Origin of the sequence: Actinomadura nitritigenes (assembly GCF_017573545.1) — a bacterium.
GTDB classification, from domain to species: Bacteria; Actinomycetota; Actinomycetes; order Streptosporangiales; family Streptosporangiaceae; genus Spirillospora; species Spirillospora nitritigenes.
Map to the genome: position 1 here is coordinate 106,892 of NZ_JAGEOK010000028.1, position 17,928 is coordinate 124,819.

The following is a 17,928-nucleotide window of genomic DNA, read 5'->3' on the forward strand; positions in this document are numbered from 1 at the left end:
TCCCGCGGCGTCCCGGAACGGCGGCTCAGGCCCGGCGCCATTCCGGGACGGCCCCGGCCTCGTGGAGGCAGAAGTCGGGCGCGCCTTCGAGGGCCTTCTCCTCACCGCCCGGCGTGTACGTGACGATCAGGCGGAGCGGGCGCCACGTGGCGTTGTAGGTGGAGTGCCACGCGCCCTTCGGGATGTGGACGGCGTCGCCCTCGCGGATCGTGAACGGCGCGCCGTCGTCCACCATCTGCTCCGCCTCGCCGGAGACGACGTAGATGACCTCCTCGGCGTTCGGGTGGTTGTGCCGCGCGTGCCCCTTGCCCGGGTTGACGATCACCTCGCCGAGGGTGCTGCCCGCGCCCTCGACGGTGGACGGGGTGACGAACCACTTGATCGAACCCCAGTCGAACGTCATCGTGGACACGTCGCCGGGCGTCACGTGCATTCAGATCTCCAGATTCTTGAAGGCGGCCACCTGCTCGGTGATGGCCCGCTCGGTCGGCAGCCGTTCGACCGAGGAGGCCCCGAAGAAGCCCACGACGCCCTCGGTGCGGGACAGGACGTAGGCGGCGTCGTCCGGTTCGGCGATGGGGCCGCCGTGGCACAGGACGAGCACGTCGTCGCGGACCTCGGCCGCCGCGTCCCGCATGGCCTGCACCTTCGCGACCGCCTCGTCCAGCGTCAGGGCGGTGCCGGCGCCGATGCTGCCCTTGGTGGTGAGCCCGACGTGCGGGACGAGGACGTCCGCGCCGGCCTCCGCCATCGCCCGCGCCGAGTCCTCGTCGAAGACGTAGGGGGCGGTGACGAGGTCGCGTTCGCGGGCGAGCCGCACCATCTCCACTTCGAGGTCGTAGCCCATACCGGTCTCCTCGAGGTTCTGCCGGAACACCCCGTCGTAGAGGCCGACGGTCGGGAAGTTCTGCACCCCGGAGAACCCCATCGCCTTCAGCTGGTCGAGGAAGACGGGCATCACCCGGAACGGGTCGGTGCCGCACACGCCCGCGAGGACGGGGGTGTCCCGGACGACCGGCAGCACCTCGGACGCCATCTCGACGACGATCTGGTTCGCGTCCCCGTACGGGAGCAGGCCCGCGAGGGAACCGCGGCCCGCCATCCGGTAGCGGCCCGAGTTGTAGATGATGATCAGGTCGACGCCGCCGGCCTCCGCGCACTTCGCGGACAGGCCCGTGCCCGCTCCGGCGCCGATCACCGGCTTGCCCTGCGCGACCGCCGCCCGCAGGCGTTCCAGGACGGTCTGACGGTTCACTGCGCTCCTCCCGCGCTCGGCTCCTGCCCCGCGTTCGTCTCGTGCCCCGCCTCCGGCCCGTGCTCCGCGCTCCGCGCGTGCTCCGTGATCAGCTCGTGCAGCCGGTCGGCCATCGCGCGGCCGAACGACGGGTCGTTGATGTCGACGTCCAGCCTCTCGGTCGCGACGGCGCCGTCCAGCGCGGCGAAGCAGGCGGCGTCGGCGTCCGGGTCGTGGAACGGCATGCCGGGCACGTCGAGCGCCGACACGCCGCCGAGCGGGACGAACAGCACGGTCGGCCCGGTGGCGGCGGCGAGCTTGGCCGCGACCCGCCGCCCGAGTTCCGCCATCTCGTCCCGCGTCGTCCGCATCAGCGTCACGGTCGGGTTGTGGACGTACAGGTTGCGGCCGGCGAACCTCTCCGGGACGGTGTCGCGCGGGCCGAAGTTCACCATGTCCAGCGCGCCCGGCGCCACGACCTGCGGGATCCCGTGCCGTCCCGCCGCGGTGAGCCGGTCCGGGCCGGCCGACAGGACGCCGCCGACCAGGTCGTCCGCGAGCTCCGTCGTCGTCAGGTCGAGGACGCCCGCGATGAGGCCGCTGTCGACGAGGCCCTCCAGCGCGCGCCCTCCGGCACCGGTCGCGTGGAAGACCAGCACCTCGTAGCCGAGGTCGCCGAGCCGCTCGCGCGCCGCGTCGACCGCCGGGGTCGTCACGCCGAACATCGACGCCGCGACGAGGGGCCGCTCGTCCGCGGGCTCCGGGGGCGCGTCCGCGCGGGCCTTCGCCATGCCCGCCGCCGCTGCCGCCGCGTTCCCGAGGATCAGCCGCGACACCCGGTTCACGCCCGCGATGTCGACGACGCTGTAGGTCATCGTCACGTCCTTCGCGCCGACGTACGGCGCCACGTCCCCGGACGCCATCGTCGACACGATCAGCTTCGGCAGCCCGATCGGCAGGTCCCGGACGGCGCGCGCCGCGATCGAGGACCCGCCGCTCCCGCCCACCGCGAGGACCGCGTCGGCCCGTCCCTCCGCGACCAGCCGGGCGAGGACGACGGCCGCGCCCTCGCCCATCGCCGTGACGGCCGCGCCCCGGTCGCCCGCGCCGCGCAGCGCCGCGATCGTCGTGCCGCCCGCCTCCGCGACCCGTTCCGCGAGCACGTCGGCCACGACGCCCGCCGCGGGCTCGCCGACCCCGGCGTCCACGAGGACGACCTCGCAGCCCAGCTCGCGGAGCCGGTCCCGCAGCCAGGCGTACTCCGCGCCCTTGGTATCGAGCGTCCCCACCAGCACCACGGTCGCCACACCGCACCTCCGTCCCTGACTTCCCTGGAGATCATGCCCTCGCGCCGGGCCCGGCAACCGGCCGCACGCGCCGCCCGGACGCACGCCCCGCTCCGGACGCGCCGGCCCAGAGAGGGGTCAGCCCGCCGCGGGCACCGGCGCTTCGGTGATCTTGCCGTCCTCCAGGTTCAGGACGCGGTCGGCCTCCGACAGCAGCGCCTGGTCGTGCGTGGCGACCAGCACGGTGACGCCCTCGCCCGCGACGATCGCGCGCAGCAGCGGCATGAGCGCGGCGGCGGTCTCGGAGTCGAGCTGGCCGGTCGGCTCGTCGGCGAGCAGCAGGCGCGGCCTGTTGGCGAGGGCGCGGGCGATCGCGACGCGCTGCTGCTGCCCGCCCGACAGCTCGTAAGGGCGCTGCGCGGCGTGGTCGGCGAGACCGACGAGCGCGAGCAGCACCCGGACGCGCTCGTCGCGCTCGGCCGGCGCGGTCCGGGTCAGCCGCAGCGGGACCTCGACGTTCTCGGCGGCGGACAGCACGGGGATCAGGCCGTGCGACTGGAACACGAAGCCGATGTCGTCGCGGCGCAGCGCGAGCAGGTCGTCCTCGGACAGGGCGCCGATCTCCCGGCCGTCCACGCGGACGGTGCCGCCGTCGGCGGTGTCGAGGCCGCCGATCAGGTTCAGCAGCGTGGTCTTGCCGGACCCGGACCGGCCCCGGATCGCGACGAGCTCGCCGGGCTCGACCCGGAACGAGGCGCCGCGCAGCGCGGGGACCTCGACCTTCCCGGCGCGGTAGGTGCGGACCAGGCCGTCGACGGCGACCATCGGCTCGGTCATTCGCCCTCCTCTCGGGGCAGGTCGGGCCAGACGCCGACGTGGTCGTCCTCCAGCGCCAGCCGCACGCGCTCGCGCATGTCCAGGGCCTCGGTGAAGCCGCGCGGGAGCTGGACGCGCCCGGCCCGGTCGAGGACGGCGTACTCCTCCGCGGTGCGGGTGCCGTCGGACGCGTCGCGGCGGCGGACCTCGCTGCTGGTGCGGCCGTCGCGGATGCCGACGGTGCGGTCCACGCGCTCGGAGACGCCGGCGTCGTGCGTGACGATCACCGTGGTGGTGCCGAACTCCTGGTTGACCCGGCGGAACGCGGCGAACACCTCGGCGGCGGTGCCGGTGTCGAGTTCGCCGGTCGGCTCGTCGGCGAGCACGACGTGCGGCTCGTTGGCGACCGCGACGGCGATCGCGATCCGCTGCTGCTGGCCGCCGGACAGCTCCGCGGGGCGGCGGCCCGCGCAGTCGCCGACGCCGAGCATGCCGAGCAGGTCGGCGGCCCGGGTGGCCCGCTCGCGCCGGGACCGGCCGGCGAACCGCATCGGCAGCTCGACGTTCTGCACGGCGGTCAGGTACGGCAGGAGGTTGCGGGCGGTCTGCTGCCAGATGAACCCGACCTGCTCGCGGCGGAAGGCGAGCCGCTCCTTCGCCGACATGGTGAGCAGGTCGGACCCGGCGACGCGGGCGACGCCGGCGGTCGGCACGTCCAGCCCGGACAGGATGTTCAGCAGCGTGGACTTGCCGGACCCGGACGCGCCGACGAGGGCGATCAGCTCGCCCGGGTCGACGAGGAGGTCCAGGCCCTGCAGCGCGACGACCTCGATGCCCTCGCTCTTGTAGATGCGCACGAGGTTGTCGCAGACGATGTGCGCGCCCTCGCCGTAGGCGGGGCCGCGTTCGACGGCGCGGCGTTCGAGTTCGGCCAGATCCGGTGCGTCTACCACGGCTCCGCCTCCCTGCGGGGATACCTGCGGGGGCACGGCCCCCGCGCTCCCCGGTTCGCTTCGCTCATCTCAGTCCCCCGTTCTCAGGACGTCGCCCAGGGCCGGGCGGTCGAAGGCGCGGTCGACGGCGAGGGCCGCCGCGGCGGCGAGCAGCAGCGCGGCCAGCAGCCCCAGCAGCGCGGCGGTGCCGGGCGTGTGGCCGGTCGCGGTGAACCCGGACGTGTAGGAGCGCAGGTCGACGACCGGACCGGTGATCTCCGGCAGCAGCAGCCCGAGGATCCAGCCGGCGGCGACCGCGCACAGCAGCACCGGGGCGATCTCAACGAGAGCGAGAGCGCGGCTCTGCCGCCGGTTCAGGCCGAGGACGCGCAGGTGCGCGACGGTCCGTCCGCGGGCGCGCGCGCCGACCACCAGGACGAGCAGGACGGCGAGCAGCCCGTACCCGCCGCCGATCAGGGCCGCGTTCCGGAACGTGCGGTGCACAAGGTCGACCATCGGGACGGCGGTCATGCCGTGCAGGACGTCGCGGCGCAGCTGCACGTCCCTGGGGGCGCCCTTAGGGGCGGCGGCGTCGAGGACCTTGCGCAGCGCAGCGACGTCGACGTGGTCCCCGCGGACGAAGAGCTCCGTGGGGTAGTTGCCGGAGCCGAACGTCTTGTACGGGACGACCACGAAGGCGGATCCGGTGTCCATGGAGGGGAACCGCTCGATCGTCGCGTCCGGTTTGAACCGGAACGGGTCGATGTAGTGGCTGCTGAGGGTGACCGCCTTGGACCCGGAATCGAGGATCCCTGCGGCGCCGGGCGAGACGAGCTGCCCGTGCGGCGCGTCGGGGATGCCGGGGACGCCGGGGAAGGCCGCGCGGTAGGCGTCGAGGTCGATGCCGACGACGGTGATGGGGGCCGGCTCGCCGGGCCCGGTGACCTGCTGGACGACCCGGGCCGGGACGACGGCGGTGACGCCCTTGACCGCGCGGGCCTTGGCGACGACGCCAGGGTCGAGACCGGTGGAGCCGGCGCGGACGTCGCCGCCGACGACGCTGTAGGAGGCGCGGACCTGCCCGTGCCGCAGCGCCGCGTCCACGGTCGCGCTGAATCCGGCGACGGCGGCGGCGAGCAGCAGGATGACCAGTGGCAGCGCGCCGATCACGCTCTGCCGGGAGGCGCGCGCGAGGCCGACGAACCAGACGGCGCCGCGGCCCCGGCGCAGCAGCGGCGCGGCGGCGCGCAGCAGGTACGGGTAGGCGCGCAGGACGAGCATGCCGAGCGCGGCGCCGAGCAGCACGGGGACGGCGGCGACGAGCGGATCGCCGCCGGACGCGCCGCCGCGCTGCCGCAGCACCACGACACCGGCGACCGCGACGACGACCAGCAGCAGGTCCAGGACGAGGCGGCGCGCCGACGGGCGCGCGGCGGTGAAGTCGTCGCGGCGGGCGCCGCCGGCGGAGCCGAGGCCGCCGCCGCGCTCGCGCAGCACCATCGCGCCGGACAGCGCGAGCACGACCACGGCCAGCGCGGCGACCGCGGAGAACGAGCTCGCCTGGGGCGGCCCGGTGTCGAGCAGGAGCCCCGCGGCGGAGCCGGCCGCCGCGGCGGGCACGACGGCGAGGGCGGTGAGGCCGCCGGCGTAGCGTGCGAGCTGGCGGAGCGACGCGCCGCGGGCGCGCATCGTGCCGAGGACGGGCCGGAGCCGTTCGCCGAGGAGGCCGGCGGCGAGCAGCAGCACCCCGGCGCCGACGGCGAGCAGCGCCGCCAGCGCCATCCCGAGAACGGACCGGGCGGTGCGCAGCCGGCCGAGGAAGGCGTCCAGCCGTCCTTCCAGCGGGGTGTCCACCGTGCACGCGAACAGCCCCGGGCGGCCCTGCACGGCGGCACGGTAGGAGTCGAGGTCGGCGGCGATGGTGCGCGCCCGGCCGGTGTCGACCGCACCGGTCCGCACCGGGAACCGCCAGGTGAAGGTGAAGCCCCGCTGGGAGCCGGCGGCGATCATGGTGTAGCCGCCGGCGTCCATCAGCGCGGTGCCGTGGGCGACCCTGGTGCCCTCCCGCCCGACGATCCTCTCGGTGGGCTGGAGCACGGAGACGCGCGACGCCCAGAAGGTGTCGCGGGGGTTCACCGGCGCGTAGAGCCCGGTGATGCGGACGTGCAGCGGCTCGGGGGTGTCCTCGTCGAAGAGGGTGAGCCGGGCGCCGGCCTTGTAGCCCATGGCGTCCGCGTACCGCTGCGAGACCATCACCTGGATCTCGGGTGTGGAGGGGCCGGGACCCTGCGGAGGCTCGTTCACCGGCGGGCGCCCCGCGACGATCCTGATGCGCTGGTCCGCCTCCGGTTCCCAGTCCAGGGCCAGCTCCCGCGGCTGCGCGAACTCCCCGCCGATCCCCTGCGGGTTGGTCAGGGCGACGGACGCCTCGGGCGGGCCCGTGACGGTCCGCAGCGAACCCGGGAGGAGCTGCTGCCAGGTGAACGCGTTGGCGGTGAGGGCACCCATGTTCGGGACGGCGCTGGAGGCGCCGGCGCCCTTCGCCTGGCCGACCACCCTCAGGTCGGCGTCGGTGCCGACGGCGGCGGTGGCGTCGCGGTCGTACCCGGCGGCGGTCGCGGCCGGGACGGCGACCGCCAGCAGCGCCGTCACCAGCGTCAGCACGGCGAGCGCGGTGAGCGGCGCCCACTGCGAGCGGGCCAGCCGGAACCAGGGCCCGGCGTGCAGGGCTCGGCGCATCATTCCTCCCCCGCGCGCAGTCCGGCGCCGACGTCGCGGCGGCGCAGGACCCGGATGACCGGCGGCAGCACGAGCCCGAGGACGGCGGCCGTCCCGGCGAGCATCGCCGCGACCAGCGGCCACTGGACGATCAGGACGGCCGGCGGGTAGGGCTCGGTGGCCTGCACCCCGACGACCAGGTGCGGGACGACCAGCCGCGCGACGAGCAGGCCGAGCGCGGTGCCGCCGGCGAGGCCGAGCACGACGAGGAACGCCTGCTCGACGGCCAGCATCCCGGTGACCTGCCGGGGATGGACGCCGAGGGCGCGCAGCACCGCGAACTCGCGGGACCGCTGCCCGGCGGTGACGGCGGCGTTCACGACGAACGCGATGACGGCGAAGGCGAGCGCGGAGCCGAAGCCGAGGACGAGCGCGCCCTGGAGCGCGGCGCCGAGCGGGGCGTCGCGCAGCCGGGAGCGGAGCGCGGCGCGGTCGCCGGTCACCTCGCCCCATTCGCGGTGGGCGCCGGCGGCCCTGGCGGCGGGTCCCGTGCGGTCATCGCGGACGGACGCCCACCATTCGCCGGGCCGGGTGCTGTCGGGGCCTGCGCGCCCGGCGGCGAGCCGCTTCTCCACGAGGGTGGGCAGGTCGACGAGGACGGCGGGGGCGTCCGGCGTGGTCGTGGGCAGCGCGCCGACGATGCCGATGACCTTGACGGGCTGGTCCCCGTCGATGGTGCTCAGGGTGAAGGTGGCGCCGACGCCGACCTTCGCGCGGGACGCGGCGGCGCCGGTGATGATGCCCGGCACGACCGGCTGGAGGTGCTCGTTCTGGTCGCCGTGTGGCGGTGGCGCGCCGGTGCCGAGCACCGCGTGGACGGTCCTCCCGCTGGCGAGCCGGAGGCTGCCGAACACGACCTCGCCGGGCGGGCTCGCGGGGATCGCGATCTCGGCGAGCCCGGGGCCCTTCTCGAGCTTCGGGCGCGACGGGTGGACGGGGTCCACCGGCTCGGCGAAGACGTCCCAGCCCGCTCCGGCGGGCGTCGCGGCGTCGCCGGTCCCTTCGCCTCGGACGCGCTCCAGGGTCAGGTCGAGGGGCCCGCTGTACCCGTTGTCGTCGTAGGAGTAGTGCAGGGCGCGGACCGACAGGGGGTAGCTCAGCACGCCGCCGGGTCCGGCGAGGGCGGCGGTGTCGACCGCGACGGTGTGGGTCCTGCCGTCCGCGGGGATGCCGGCGAGCTGGACGCGGGCGGTGACGCCGCGGGCGTCGGCGACGGTGGCCTGGGCCTTGTACTCGCCGACCGGCGGGGGGACGGTGCCGTCGGGCAGCGGCGGCGCGGAGCCGGTGCGCTTCAGCCGGACGTCGAACAGCAGCCGCGCGGGCCTGCCGGGGACGGTGAGCGCGGGCGCCTTCGGGCGGGCCGCGGCCAGCTCGCCGAGCGCCAGCCCGTCCCGGAGGTCGGAGCGGATCCGCAGCATCGTCCCGAGGCGCTCGGCGTCGGCGGCGAGCATGGTCGCGGACGCGGTGCCGACGGCGCCCTCGACGCGCAGGACGCCGGTCACGGAGGTGACGCCGGGCAGCGCGGCGACCCGTCCGCCGCCGCCGAGCGCGGTCGGCGCGAAGACCCCGGCCGGCGCGCTGACGCGCAGGTCGGCGCCGCTCTGGAAGTCGGCCTGGTCGGTCTGCGAGCGCCGCCAGCTCGCCATCGTGGTGACCGACAGGACCCCGACGGCGATCGCCATGACCAGCAGCAGGACGGGTCCGGCGTAGCGGACCGGGCGGCGGCCGACCTGGCGGGCGCCGAGCGCGGGGGCGAGGCCGCGGCCGCGCGCGGCGACGCGTTCGGCGGCGCCGGACGCGACGGGGACGACGCGCAGCAGCAGGACGGCGCCGGCGAGCAGCCCGAGCGCGGGCCCGGACACGATGACCGGGTCGACGCCGGACGCGCCGCCGGACGCGCCCGTCCCGTCGACGCCGTACCGGGTGAGCTGCCAGATCGCGAGCGCGGCGACGAGCAGCAGCGCCAGGTCGGCGCCCGATCCGACGAGCCCGCCGCGGCGGGTGCGGCCGATGCCGGCCTGCGCCTCGACGAAGGTGCGGTTGGCGCCGCGCAGCGTCGGGACGGTGAGCGCGGCGGCGCCGGCGAGCGCGGTGGCGACCGAGACGCCGAACAGCGGCGCGAGGGGCCCGGCGTCGAGCCGCAGCCCGGACGCGCGGATCGCGGGCGCCCATCCGGCGAGGTGCAGCAGCGGCCCGGCGAGCAGCGGCCCGCACACCGCGGCGGGCAGCACGATCAGGGCGCCCTCGGCGACGCCGAGCGCGGCGAGCTGGCGCATGCCGAGGCCGCGGGTGCGCAGCAGCGCGACCTCGCCGCGCCGGTGGTCGGCCAGGAGCCGGGCGACGAGCATCCAGGCGCACCCGGCCAGCAGGATCAGCTGGAGCACCGGGATCAGCATCGTGGACCGGGTGACCCGGACCGCGTCGGCGAGCTGGGAGGCGAGCTTCGGCAGGCTCGTCACGACGGTGTACTGGGCGCCGCCGGCGGCCTTCTGGACGATGGCGGCGCTGCGGCCGGCGCGGTCGGCGAGCCCGTCGAGGTCTCCGGTGCCGATGGTCCGGAGGTCGGGCATGACCGTCCACCGGACGTCCAGGCCGGTGCCGGTGAGGCGGGCGGCGAACACGTCCTGCGGGACGACGAGCGGCCCGTAGGTGGTGTAGTCGCCGTGCTCGGCGCCGGTGGTGATCAGCTGGTCGCCCTGCCAGAAGTAGTCGTCCGGGCGGGGCACCTCGAACAGCCCGACGATCCGGGCGCGCACGACCGACGTCTTGTCGACGCGGCCGTGCAGGGTGAGGACGTCGCCGACCGACGCGTGCATGGAGCGGGCGGCGGCGGCCGGGAGGGCGGCCTCCATCTCGGCGTCCTTGCCGGCCCCGGCGCCGGGCGAGGGCCAGCGTCCCTGGGCGAGGCGCGCGTGCCGCTCGATGCCGGTGTAGGTCTCGAACGCGGTCAGCTGGGGGTGCTCGATCTTCTCCTGTCCCGGCAGGGTGTAGGAGTCGCTGCGGACGCCCATCGAGACCGTCAGCGGGACGTCCCGGTAGATCTGCCTGAGCGCTCCGTCCACCTGGTGCTGGGCGGTGGCGAGGCCGCCGGCCGGGACGTTGGTGCCGAGCGTCGTGCCGGCCGAGGCGAACGTCGCGTCGGCGAGCGTGCGCCGCAGGCCCTCGCGGGTCACCGAGCCCGCGTAGCCGACGAGGGCCGCGAGGACGGTCGTGGCGAACAGCGCGGTGGCGCACGCGGCCAGCACCAGCGTGCGGTCCGCGGCCATGCGCCTGACGACGAGCCCCCGTTGCCCCATAGCCGCACATGATCAATGGGTGTGATCCGGACAACAAGAGCTGAGGTTGTTTCTTTTACCTATCGCAACATTTCCGGTACTTCACCATGATCTGGACAGATCAGGCGCCACGCCGATAAGCCGGCGCCCGCGTGCGGGCGCTCACGCGGGCACGCGCTCACGCGTCGCCGCGGCGGAGGGCGATGAGGCGGTCCAGGACGTTCGCGTCCGCCGACAGGCCGTTGTGCGCGTGCTCGCTGGTCACCCACGTCCGGATCCCCGGAATGGCGGCGGCCGTCGCCATCGACATCTCGCGGTCCACGTACATGTCGTCGTAGTAGACGGCCGCCGCGACCGGAACGGTCGTGGACGCCAGCCGTTCCGGGTCGTACAGGGCGGGCCATTCGTGCGCCGCGACGAGGTCGGCGCACTCCCGCAGCGGGACCAGCGCCGGGTCCTCCTCGAAGAAGGACGGGAAGATGGTCTCGCCCAGGAAACGGAACGGCTCGGCCTGCGGCGCGAACTCCGGGAACTCCTCGGCCACCCGGGCGGCCGACCAGTTCGCCGCCGTCCCGTTGCTGACGGACGATTCGTGGATGAGCGCGTAGAGCGGCTGCGCGGCGAACGACACGATCGCGTTCACGCCGTGCAGGAACGTGTCGGAGAGCCGGCCGTCCGCGATGAACGCCTCTTCCATCAGGTAATGCAGATTGTCGAACTGCGCGGAATGGCCGAGCCCGATGCCGGTGCCCTGGAACCGGCGGGCGGTCAGGCGCTCCCCGCCGGGCAGGCGCTCGTCGGCCCGGTCCAGGTGCGCGGCGATGCGGCGCGCGACGTCCTGGTCCCCCGGATAGCGGGCGAAGTAGCGCTCGTTGGCGGCGGCGATCCGCCGGTACGCCGCCCGGTACCAGTCGTCGGGCGTCGCCGTCAGGCTCGGCAGCCCGCCGGTGACGAACGCCTCGCTCAGCCCCTCCGGCGCGATCGACAGGTACGTCACCGTGCAGAAGCCGCCGAAGCTCTGCCCGAGAACGCTCCACGGACGGTCCCCGGCCAGGTGGCGGCGCAGCAGCTCCGCGTCCCGGACGATCGAGTCGGCGCGGAAGTGCCGCAGGAGCCCGGCGGCGGCCTCCGGGTCGGCCGGGAGCGTCTGCCGGTTCAGCGGCGTGCTGCGCCCGGTGCCGCGCTGGTCGAGCAGCAGCACCCGGTAGTCCTGGAGCGCGCGGGCGAGCCACGCCGCGGGCATCGCGCCGGGCCGCGGCGACTTGTTGCCGGGCCCGCCCTGCAGGTAGAGCAGCCACGGCAGGTCCGCGCCCTGCTTCCCGGGCGCGACGACCTCCCGCGCGTAGATCCGGATCGCGGGACCGGCCGGATCGCCGTGGTCGAGCGGCACGTCGAGGAAGTGGTCCGTGCACGCGTACCCGGGCCGGGTGAACGAGTTCGGCATCCCCCCACTATCGCCGACGGAGACGGCCGTTCTGGAAGGCGTCCCCTGGAACGGCCACCCCCTGACCGCACGGCGGTCCCGGTCAGGGGCGGCGGGCGTAGTCGAGGACGCGGGGGCCGAGGAGGTCTTCGATGGCGTCGAGGAGGTGCAGGAGGGCCGCCGCCGTCCTCTCGGGATCCTCGCGCGCGTCGGTGCGCCTGCCGACCTCGCCCAGGACGTGCGCGTGCAGCCAGCCGATCTGGCCGGCGACCAGCGCGGGCAGCGGGTCGCCGGAGGCGGCGCCGGTCTCGGCGGCCAGCAGGTCGGTGAGGGACGCGGTCATCCGCACGGCGATCTCGTCGAGCCGCGCGATGAGGGTCGGGGCGGCGCGCATCATCGCGTAGAAGCCGGCGAAGCCGGGGGTGAGGCCGAGGGACGGGTCGCGGCGCGCGACCTCCTCGCGGAGGCACCGCAGGACGGCCTCGGCGGCGGACTCCCCGCGCTCGCGCTCCCGGACGATCCCGGCGAGCCGGTCGCCCTGGTGCGGCGGGAGGACGAGGTCCTCCTTGGCGTCGAAGTAGTTGTAGACGGTGTTCACGGAGACGTCCGCGGCGGCGGCGACCTCGGCGATCGTCACCCGGTCGAAGCCGCGCTCCACGAACAGCGCGACGGCCGTGTCCGCGATGCGCCGCCGCGTCTCCCGCTTCTTCCGGTCCCGGAGCCCCTCCGCCATGCGGACACTGTAGCCGGACGCAAAGTTCAAGTCGATTGCAAGTTTGCAATGCATTGTGATTTTATCGCCGCCATGTCCACGCCAGTCATCAGCGCCCGCGGCCTGACCCGGACGTTCGCCCTCAAGTCCGGCCCCGTGCACGCGGTGCGCGGCATCGACCTGTCCGTCGCGTCCGGCGAGATCCTCGGGTTCCTCGGACCGAACGGCGCCGGGAAGACGACGACGCTGCGGATGCTCACGACGCTGCTGCCGCCGACCGGCGGCGAAGCGGAGGTCGCGGGCCACGACCTGCGCCGCGACCCGGCCGGCGTGCGCCGGTCGATCGGATACGTCGCGCAGGCGGGCGGCCTCGACCCGGCCTGCTCGGTGCTGGAGGAACTCGTCACCCAAGGGCGGCTGCACCGGCTGACCCGCGCCGAGTCCCGGGAGCGGGCGGAGCGGCTGGCCGGCGACCTGGCGCTCACCGATCTGATGGCACGGCCGACCGGCGCGCTGTCCGGCGGGCAGCGGCGGCGGCTGGAGATCGCGCTCGGGCTCGTCAACCGGCCGACGGTGCTGTTCCTGGACGAGCCGACCACCGGGCTGGACCCCGGCAGCCGCGCCGAGCTGTGGGACCTCGTCCGCCGGATCCGCGACGAGCACGGCACCACCGTCTTCCTCACCACTCACTACCTGGACGAGGCGGACACGCTCGCAGACCGCATCGTCGTCGTGGACGCGGGGACGGTCGTCGCGGAGGGCTCCCCCGCCGACCTCAAGGCCCGCTATGCGGGCGACCCCGCCGCCAGCCTCCAGGACGCGTTCCTCGCCATCACGGGGCACGGCGCCCCGGACGAGCGCGCGCCCATCGCGATCTGAACCGGAGAATCCCGATGCGCGAACTCCTCACCGACACCGGCGTCATCTTCGGCCGCTGCATGCGGGCGACGACGCGGTCCAAGACGAACCTGCTCTTCGGCATGCTGCAGCCGCTGCTCTTCCTCGCCCTGTTCGGCCCGCTGCTCACCCGGCTCAGCCTCGGCGCGGACGGCTCGTCATGGCAGACGTTCGTGCCGGGCGTGATCGTCCAGCTCGCGATCCTCGGCGGCTCGTACGTCGGGCTCGGCATCATCGTGGAGCGCGGCCAGGGCGTCATCGACCGGATGCGGGTCACGCCGGTGCGGCCGGCGGCGCTGCTGCTCGGCCGGACGCTGCGGGACGTGGTGCAGCTCGCCGTCCAGGCGGCGCTGCTGGTGCTGCTCGGCCTCGCGTTCGGGCTGCGCGCCCCGGTCGCGGGCGTGCTGGCCGGGTTCGCGTTCGTCGCCGTGCTGTCGGCCGCGCTGTCGGCGCTGTCGTACGGGCTGGCGATGAACGTGCGGACGCCGCCGGAGTTCGCCGCGATCGCCAACACGGCGGGGATGCCGCTGATGCTACTGTCCGGCCTGCTGCTGCCGATGACGCTGGCACCGGGCTGGCTGGACGGCGCGTCCCGGGCCGTCCCGTTCCGGTACACGGTGGACGCCGTCCGGCAGGCGTACCTCGGTCACTACGCGAACGGGACGTTCGCGGTCGGCGCGGCGGTGACGGCGGTGTTCGCGGGGGTGTCGCTGGCCGCCGGGGCCTGGCTGTTCCGGCGCGGCGGCTGACGCCGGACGCGGGCGAGGCCGGACGCGGGCGAGGCCGGCTCGCCCGGGACGTCAGATGCGGGCGAGGACGCCGGCGATGAGGTCGGGCGTGCGGGCGGGCGGCTCGGCCTGCACCCCCAGCCGGTTCAGCGCGTCCCGGTACCGCGTGACGTCGGACGGGCGGTCCGGGTACAGGGCGCCGGTGAGCTGCTCCAGGTACACGACGTCCGGCAGTTCCGGCTCGGCGAACCGGAGCAGGGTCACCGGGCCGCTCTCGGCGGCGTGCCCGCCGGCGGCGAACGGCAGCATCTGGACGGTGACGTTCGGCAGCCGCGAGATCTCGACCAGGTGCCGCAGCTGCTCGCGCATCACCGCGGGCCCGCCGACGACGCGGCGCAGCGCGGCCTCGTCCAGCACCGCCCACAGCTTCACCGGCTCGGGCCGCTCCAGCACGAGGCGGCGGCGCATCCGCAGCTCGACGCGGCGGTCGATCTCCCCGGCGCTCGCGTCGGGGTACCGGGCGGCGAGGAGCGCCCGGGCGTAGCCGGGTGTCTGCAGCAGGTCCGGGACGTTCTGCACCTCGAACACCCGGATCAGCACGGCGCCCTGCTCCAGGCCGAGGTACGGCTCGAACCAGCCGGGCACGACGTCGGCGTACGGCTGCCACCAGCCGGGCCGGTTCGCCTGCTCGGCCAGTTCCAGCAGCGCCTCGCGGCGGACCGGGTCGTCCACCCCGTAGAGGGTGAGCAGGTCGGCGACGTCGCGCTCCTTGAACCCGACGCGGCCCAGCTCCATCCGGCTGATCTTGGAGTGCGAGCCGCGGATCTCGTAGCCGGCGGCCTCGGTGGAGATCTCGGCGGCCTCGCGGAGCCGGCGCAGCTGCGCGCCGACGACCATGCGGAGCACGGTGGGGCCCGACGCGGCGGTGCCGGACGGGACGGGCGCGCCGGGCCCGGACGCCTCGGGCGGCGCTTCCGGTCCGAGTCTCGGGTCTCCCACGGGACGCCTCCTCCGGCGCACGTCGACGTGCCTTCCGCAAAGAAGTTACCCGTCCGCGTGCGCGTTGCCCAAGGCACTCCGGTGGACCGATTCGTGAGATTCTCAGGCGATTCTTCCGGAAGATCTCCGGCGAACCGCCACTGACCTGGCAGGATTCGAACCGGCAAGAAAACCCCGAAAAAAGTCGCGGCGGATGTCGATCCGCCCCGCCCCCGCTCGACGCGTCAGTGAGGGCCGGGAAGGACCCGGCCCGGCAGGACCACGGAGGCACCGATGCGCTTCATGATGATGACCACGGACGATGGCGAGCAGCAGGGCGCGCCGGACGAGGCGATGATGGCGGAGATGGGCGCGTTCATCGCCGAGATGTCCGCGGCCGGCGTGCTGCTGGCGACCGGCGGCCTGGAGCCCGGCGGCACCCGCATCAAGGCGTCCGGCGGCAAGGTCACCGTCACCGACGGCCCGTTCGCCGAGGCCAAGGAGGGCGTGGTCGGCTTCGCGCTGGTCGAGGCGCGGAGCCGGGAGGAGGCCATCGAGCTGTCCAAGCGCTTCTTCCAGATCGTCGGCGACGGCGAGGGCGTCATCCAGCAGGTCTTCGGCCCGGGCGACGAGGTCCCCGGCGCCTGATCGCCTGAACGCCCGGCCCCGGCCCCGCCCGTACGGCCGGTGACCTGCGGGGAGGTGTTGTCCGGGTTGCGCGGCGGGCGGCGCGGGTGCTGTCATCGGCACCGTGACGCCATCCGCCGCCCCGGACGCCCCCGACGCGCCCGACACGGGCAGCCCCGACGCCGGCCCTCCCGACGCGGGCGGCCCCGACGCCGGCCCTCCCGACACGGGCGGCCCTGGAGCGGGCGCCCCGGAACCGCCGCGCGCCGGCGCGGGCGCGGCGGGCGGAGGCCGGCCGGCGGGCGTGCACGCGAGCATCGACGCGGTCTGGCGGCTGGAGTCCGCCCGCATCATCGCCGGGCTGGCCCGCCTGGTGCGCGACGTCGGGCTCGCCGAGGAGCTCGCGCAGGACGCGCTGGTGGCCGCGCTCGAACAGTGGCCCGGGTCGGGCGTCCCGGACAACCCGGGCGCCTGGCTCATGGCCGTCGGCAAGCGCCGCGCCATCGACCGGATCCGCCGCGAGCAGCGGCTGGAGACCAAGCTCGAGGAGATCGGGCACGGCCTGGAGCCCGAGGCGCGGGAGGCGCCGCCCGAGTTCGACCTCGCCGCCGACGACGAGCACATCGAGGACGACGTGCTCCGGCTCGTCTTCACCGCCTGCCACCCCGTGCTGTCCACGCAGGCCCGGGTCGCGATGACGCTGCGCATGCTCGGCGGGCTCACCACCGAGGAGATCGCCCGCGCGTTCCTGACCTCCGAGCCGACCGTCGCGCAGCGGATCGTCCGGGCCAAGCGGACGCTGTCGGAGGCCGGCGTCCCGTTCGAGGTGCCGGAGGGCCCCGACCGGGCCGCCCGGCTGTCGTCGGTCCTGGAGGTCGTCTACCTGATCTTCAACGAGGGCTACGCGGCGAGCGGCGGCGACGACTGGGTCCGCACGGACCTGTGCCAGGAGGCGCTGCGCCTCGGCCGCATCCTCGCCCACCTCGCGCCCGGGGAGCCGGAGGTGCACGGGCTCGTCGCGCTGATGGAGATCCAGGCGTCCCGCATCCGCGCCCGCACCGGGCCGTCCGGCGAACCCGTCCCCCTGCACGAGCAGGACCGCAGCCGCTGGGACCGGCTGCTCATCCACCGCGGCTTCGCCGCCCTGCTGCGTGCGCGCGAGATCGGCGCGCCGCCCGGCCCGTACGTCCTGCAGGCCGCGATCGCCGCCTGCCACGCGCAGGCCGCCACCGCCGCCGACACCGACTGGGCGCAGATCGCCTCGCTGTACGGGCACCTCGCCCGGGTCGCGCCGTCCCCGATCGTCGAGCTGAACCGGGCCGTCGCCGTCGGGATGGCGGACGGCCCCGAGGCGGGCCTCCGGCTCGTCGACGCCATCGCCGGCGAAGCCGCCCTGCGCGGCTACCCCCTGCTGCCCGGCGTCCGGGGCGACCTGCTCGCCCGCCTCGGCCGGGCCGCCGAGGCCCGCGCGGAGTTCGAGCGCGCCGCGGAGCTCACCCGCAACGCGCCCGAGCGCCGCGTCCTGCTCGACCGGGCCGCCGCCCTGCCGGGCGCCCAGTGAACGCGTCGACGATCTCGCCGACGTCCTGGAAGCCGCGTCGCCGCGGCGGTCACGGGCGTGCGGTCACGGGCGGGAGGCGGCGTGGGCGGCGTCGATCTGCTCCCAGGCGACCTGAAGCAGGGCTGCGCGCTTCTCCTCCGGCGTCCCCTCCATGGAGGAGATCGCGAAGCTGCCGAAGTAGACGGTGAACAGCGCGCTGAGGGACCGGACGCGCTCGAGGACGGGGGTGTCCGGGTCGGTGAGCAGGGTGCCGAGCACCTGCATGCGGTCGCGGAAGGTCTTCGGCGCGGTCCGGCCGCGCAGCGCCGCCTGGTTCTCCTGGAGGAACTGGAAGACCGGGGCCCATTCCTCCAGGTCCTCGTTCAGGCGGCGCAGCAGCTCGCGCCTGGTCTCCAGCGTCGCGGGCTGGGCGCGGGCCCAGGCGATCAGCTCGTCCAGGCGCTCGCCGATGCCGCCGACGAGAGCGTCGAGGATGTCCTCCTTCGTGCGGAAGTGGTAGTAGAGGGCGGCCTTGGTCACGTCGAGCCGCTCGGCGATCTCCCGCAGCGAGGTCTGGTCGTAGCCGCGTTCGAGGAAGAGCTCCAGCGCGACGTCCAGGATGCGTTCCCTGGTGTCCTTGCGACGCGTCTGCGGCTTGCCCACGGTGTGCCTCTCCTCCGGCCGTCCTGCCCCGTCCTCCAC

The 17,928-nt window shown here is 75.2% G+C and carries 15 protein-coding genes; 4 read left to right on the forward strand and 11 right to left on the reverse strand.

Going from position 1 to position 17,928, the window contains the following annotated elements; genetic code table 11:
* Positions 1 to 25 precede the first annotated feature (25 nt).
* From J4557_RS35610 to J4557_RS35650, 9 genes are all read right to left on the reverse strand, one after another.
* A complete protein-coding gene (locus tag J4557_RS35610; RefSeq protein WP_208271182.1) occupies positions 26 to 433 on the reverse strand; it encodes a cupin domain-containing protein in 408 nt (135 codons plus the stop codon).
* The gene (locus tag J4557_RS35615; RefSeq protein ID WP_208271183.1) at positions 434 to 1,255 is read right to left on the reverse strand and encodes a phosphoenolpyruvate hydrolase family protein; all 822 of its coding nucleotides are present in this window, start codon (positions 1,253 to 1,255) and stop codon (positions 434 to 436) included. It abuts the gene before it with no gap.
* Positions 1,252 to 2,541 (reverse strand): Tm-1-like ATP-binding domain-containing protein, encoded by a 1,290-nt coding sequence (locus J4557_RS35620; protein WP_208271184.1) that lies wholly within the window; start codon positions 2,539 to 2,541, stop codon positions 1,252 to 1,254. The genes J4557_RS35615 and J4557_RS35620 overlap by 4 nt, the downstream gene beginning before the upstream one ends.
* Positions 2,542 to 2,658: 117 nt before the next feature.
* Positions 2,659 to 3,357 carry an ABC transporter ATP-binding protein gene (locus tag J4557_RS35625; RefSeq protein WP_243776865.1) on the reverse strand — a complete coding sequence of 233 codons (699 nt, stop codon included), beginning with the start codon at positions 3,355 to 3,357 and terminating at the stop codon, positions 2,659 to 2,661.
* Positions 3,354 to 4,289 carry an ABC transporter ATP-binding protein gene (locus J4557_RS35630; RefSeq protein WP_307800400.1) on the reverse strand — a complete coding sequence of 312 codons (936 nt, stop codon included), beginning with the start codon at positions 4,287 to 4,289 and terminating at the stop codon, positions 3,354 to 3,356. The genes J4557_RS35625 and J4557_RS35630 overlap by 4 nt, the downstream gene beginning before the upstream one ends.
* 69 nt (positions 4,290 to 4,358) lie before the next feature.
* On the reverse strand, positions 4,359 to 7,010 hold the full coding sequence (locus J4557_RS35635; RefSeq protein WP_208271185.1) for an FtsX-like permease family protein: 2,652 nt from the start codon (positions 7,008 to 7,010) through the stop codon (positions 4,359 to 4,361).
* The gene (locus J4557_RS35640) at positions 7,007 to 10,342 is read right to left on the reverse strand and encodes an ABC transporter permease (RefSeq protein WP_208271186.1); all 3,336 of its coding nucleotides are present in this window, start codon (positions 10,340 to 10,342) and stop codon (positions 7,007 to 7,009) included. Before J4557_RS35640 ends, J4557_RS35635 begins: the two co-directional genes overlap by 4 nt.
* Positions 10,343 to 10,499: 157 nt before the next feature.
* On the reverse strand, positions 10,500 to 11,765 hold the full coding sequence (locus J4557_RS35645) for an alpha/beta fold hydrolase (RefSeq protein ID WP_208271187.1): 1,266 nt from the start codon (positions 11,763 to 11,765) through the stop codon (positions 10,500 to 10,502).
* A gap of 82 nt (positions 11,766 to 11,847) precedes the next feature.
* Positions 11,848 to 12,477 (reverse strand): TetR/AcrR family transcriptional regulator, encoded by a 630-nt coding sequence (locus J4557_RS35650; protein ID WP_208271188.1) that lies wholly within the window; start codon positions 12,475 to 12,477, stop codon positions 11,848 to 11,850.
* A 72-nt stretch (positions 12,478 to 12,549) separates the two neighbouring features.
* Here J4557_RS35650 and J4557_RS35655 point away from each other — a divergent pair, with 72 nt between their 5' ends.
* Positions 12,550 to 13,335, forward strand: a complete 786-nt coding sequence (locus J4557_RS35655) for an ABC transporter ATP-binding protein (RefSeq protein WP_208271189.1) — start codon at positions 12,550 to 12,552, stop codon at positions 13,333 to 13,335.
* A gap of 14 nt (positions 13,336 to 13,349) precedes the next feature.
* Entirely contained in the window at positions 13,350 to 14,102 is a 753-nt protein-coding gene (locus J4557_RS35660; protein ID WP_208271190.1) for an ABC transporter permease, read from the forward strand.
* A gap of 51 nt (positions 14,103 to 14,153) precedes the next feature.
* Here the strand turns inward: J4557_RS35660 and J4557_RS35665 are convergent, their stop codons facing one another.
* A complete protein-coding gene (locus J4557_RS35665; protein ID WP_307800401.1) occupies positions 14,154 to 15,080 on the reverse strand; it encodes a Sco1979 family transcriptional regulator in 927 nt (308 codons plus the stop codon).
* Between the two features lie 273 nt (positions 15,081 to 15,353).
* Between J4557_RS35665 and J4557_RS35670 the strand changes: the two genes are divergently transcribed.
* Together J4557_RS35670 and J4557_RS35675 are read left to right on the forward strand one after the other, a co-directional pair.
* A complete protein-coding gene (locus J4557_RS35670; RefSeq protein ID WP_208271191.1) occupies positions 15,354 to 15,707 on the forward strand; it encodes a YciI family protein in 354 nt (117 codons plus the stop codon).
* Positions 15,708 to 15,990: 283 nt separating this feature from the next.
* On the forward strand, positions 15,991 to 17,247 hold the full coding sequence (locus J4557_RS35675; protein WP_307800402.1) for an RNA polymerase sigma factor: 1,257 nt from the start codon (positions 15,991 to 15,993) through the stop codon (positions 17,245 to 17,247).
* A 63-nt stretch (positions 17,248 to 17,310) separates the two neighbouring features.
* Here J4557_RS35675 and J4557_RS35680 read toward each other — a convergent pair whose 3' ends face one another.
* Entirely contained in the window at positions 17,311 to 17,889 is a 579-nt protein-coding gene (locus J4557_RS35680; protein ID WP_208271192.1) for a TetR/AcrR family transcriptional regulator, read from the reverse strand.
* Between the last annotated feature and the right edge of the window lie 39 nt (positions 17,890 to 17,928).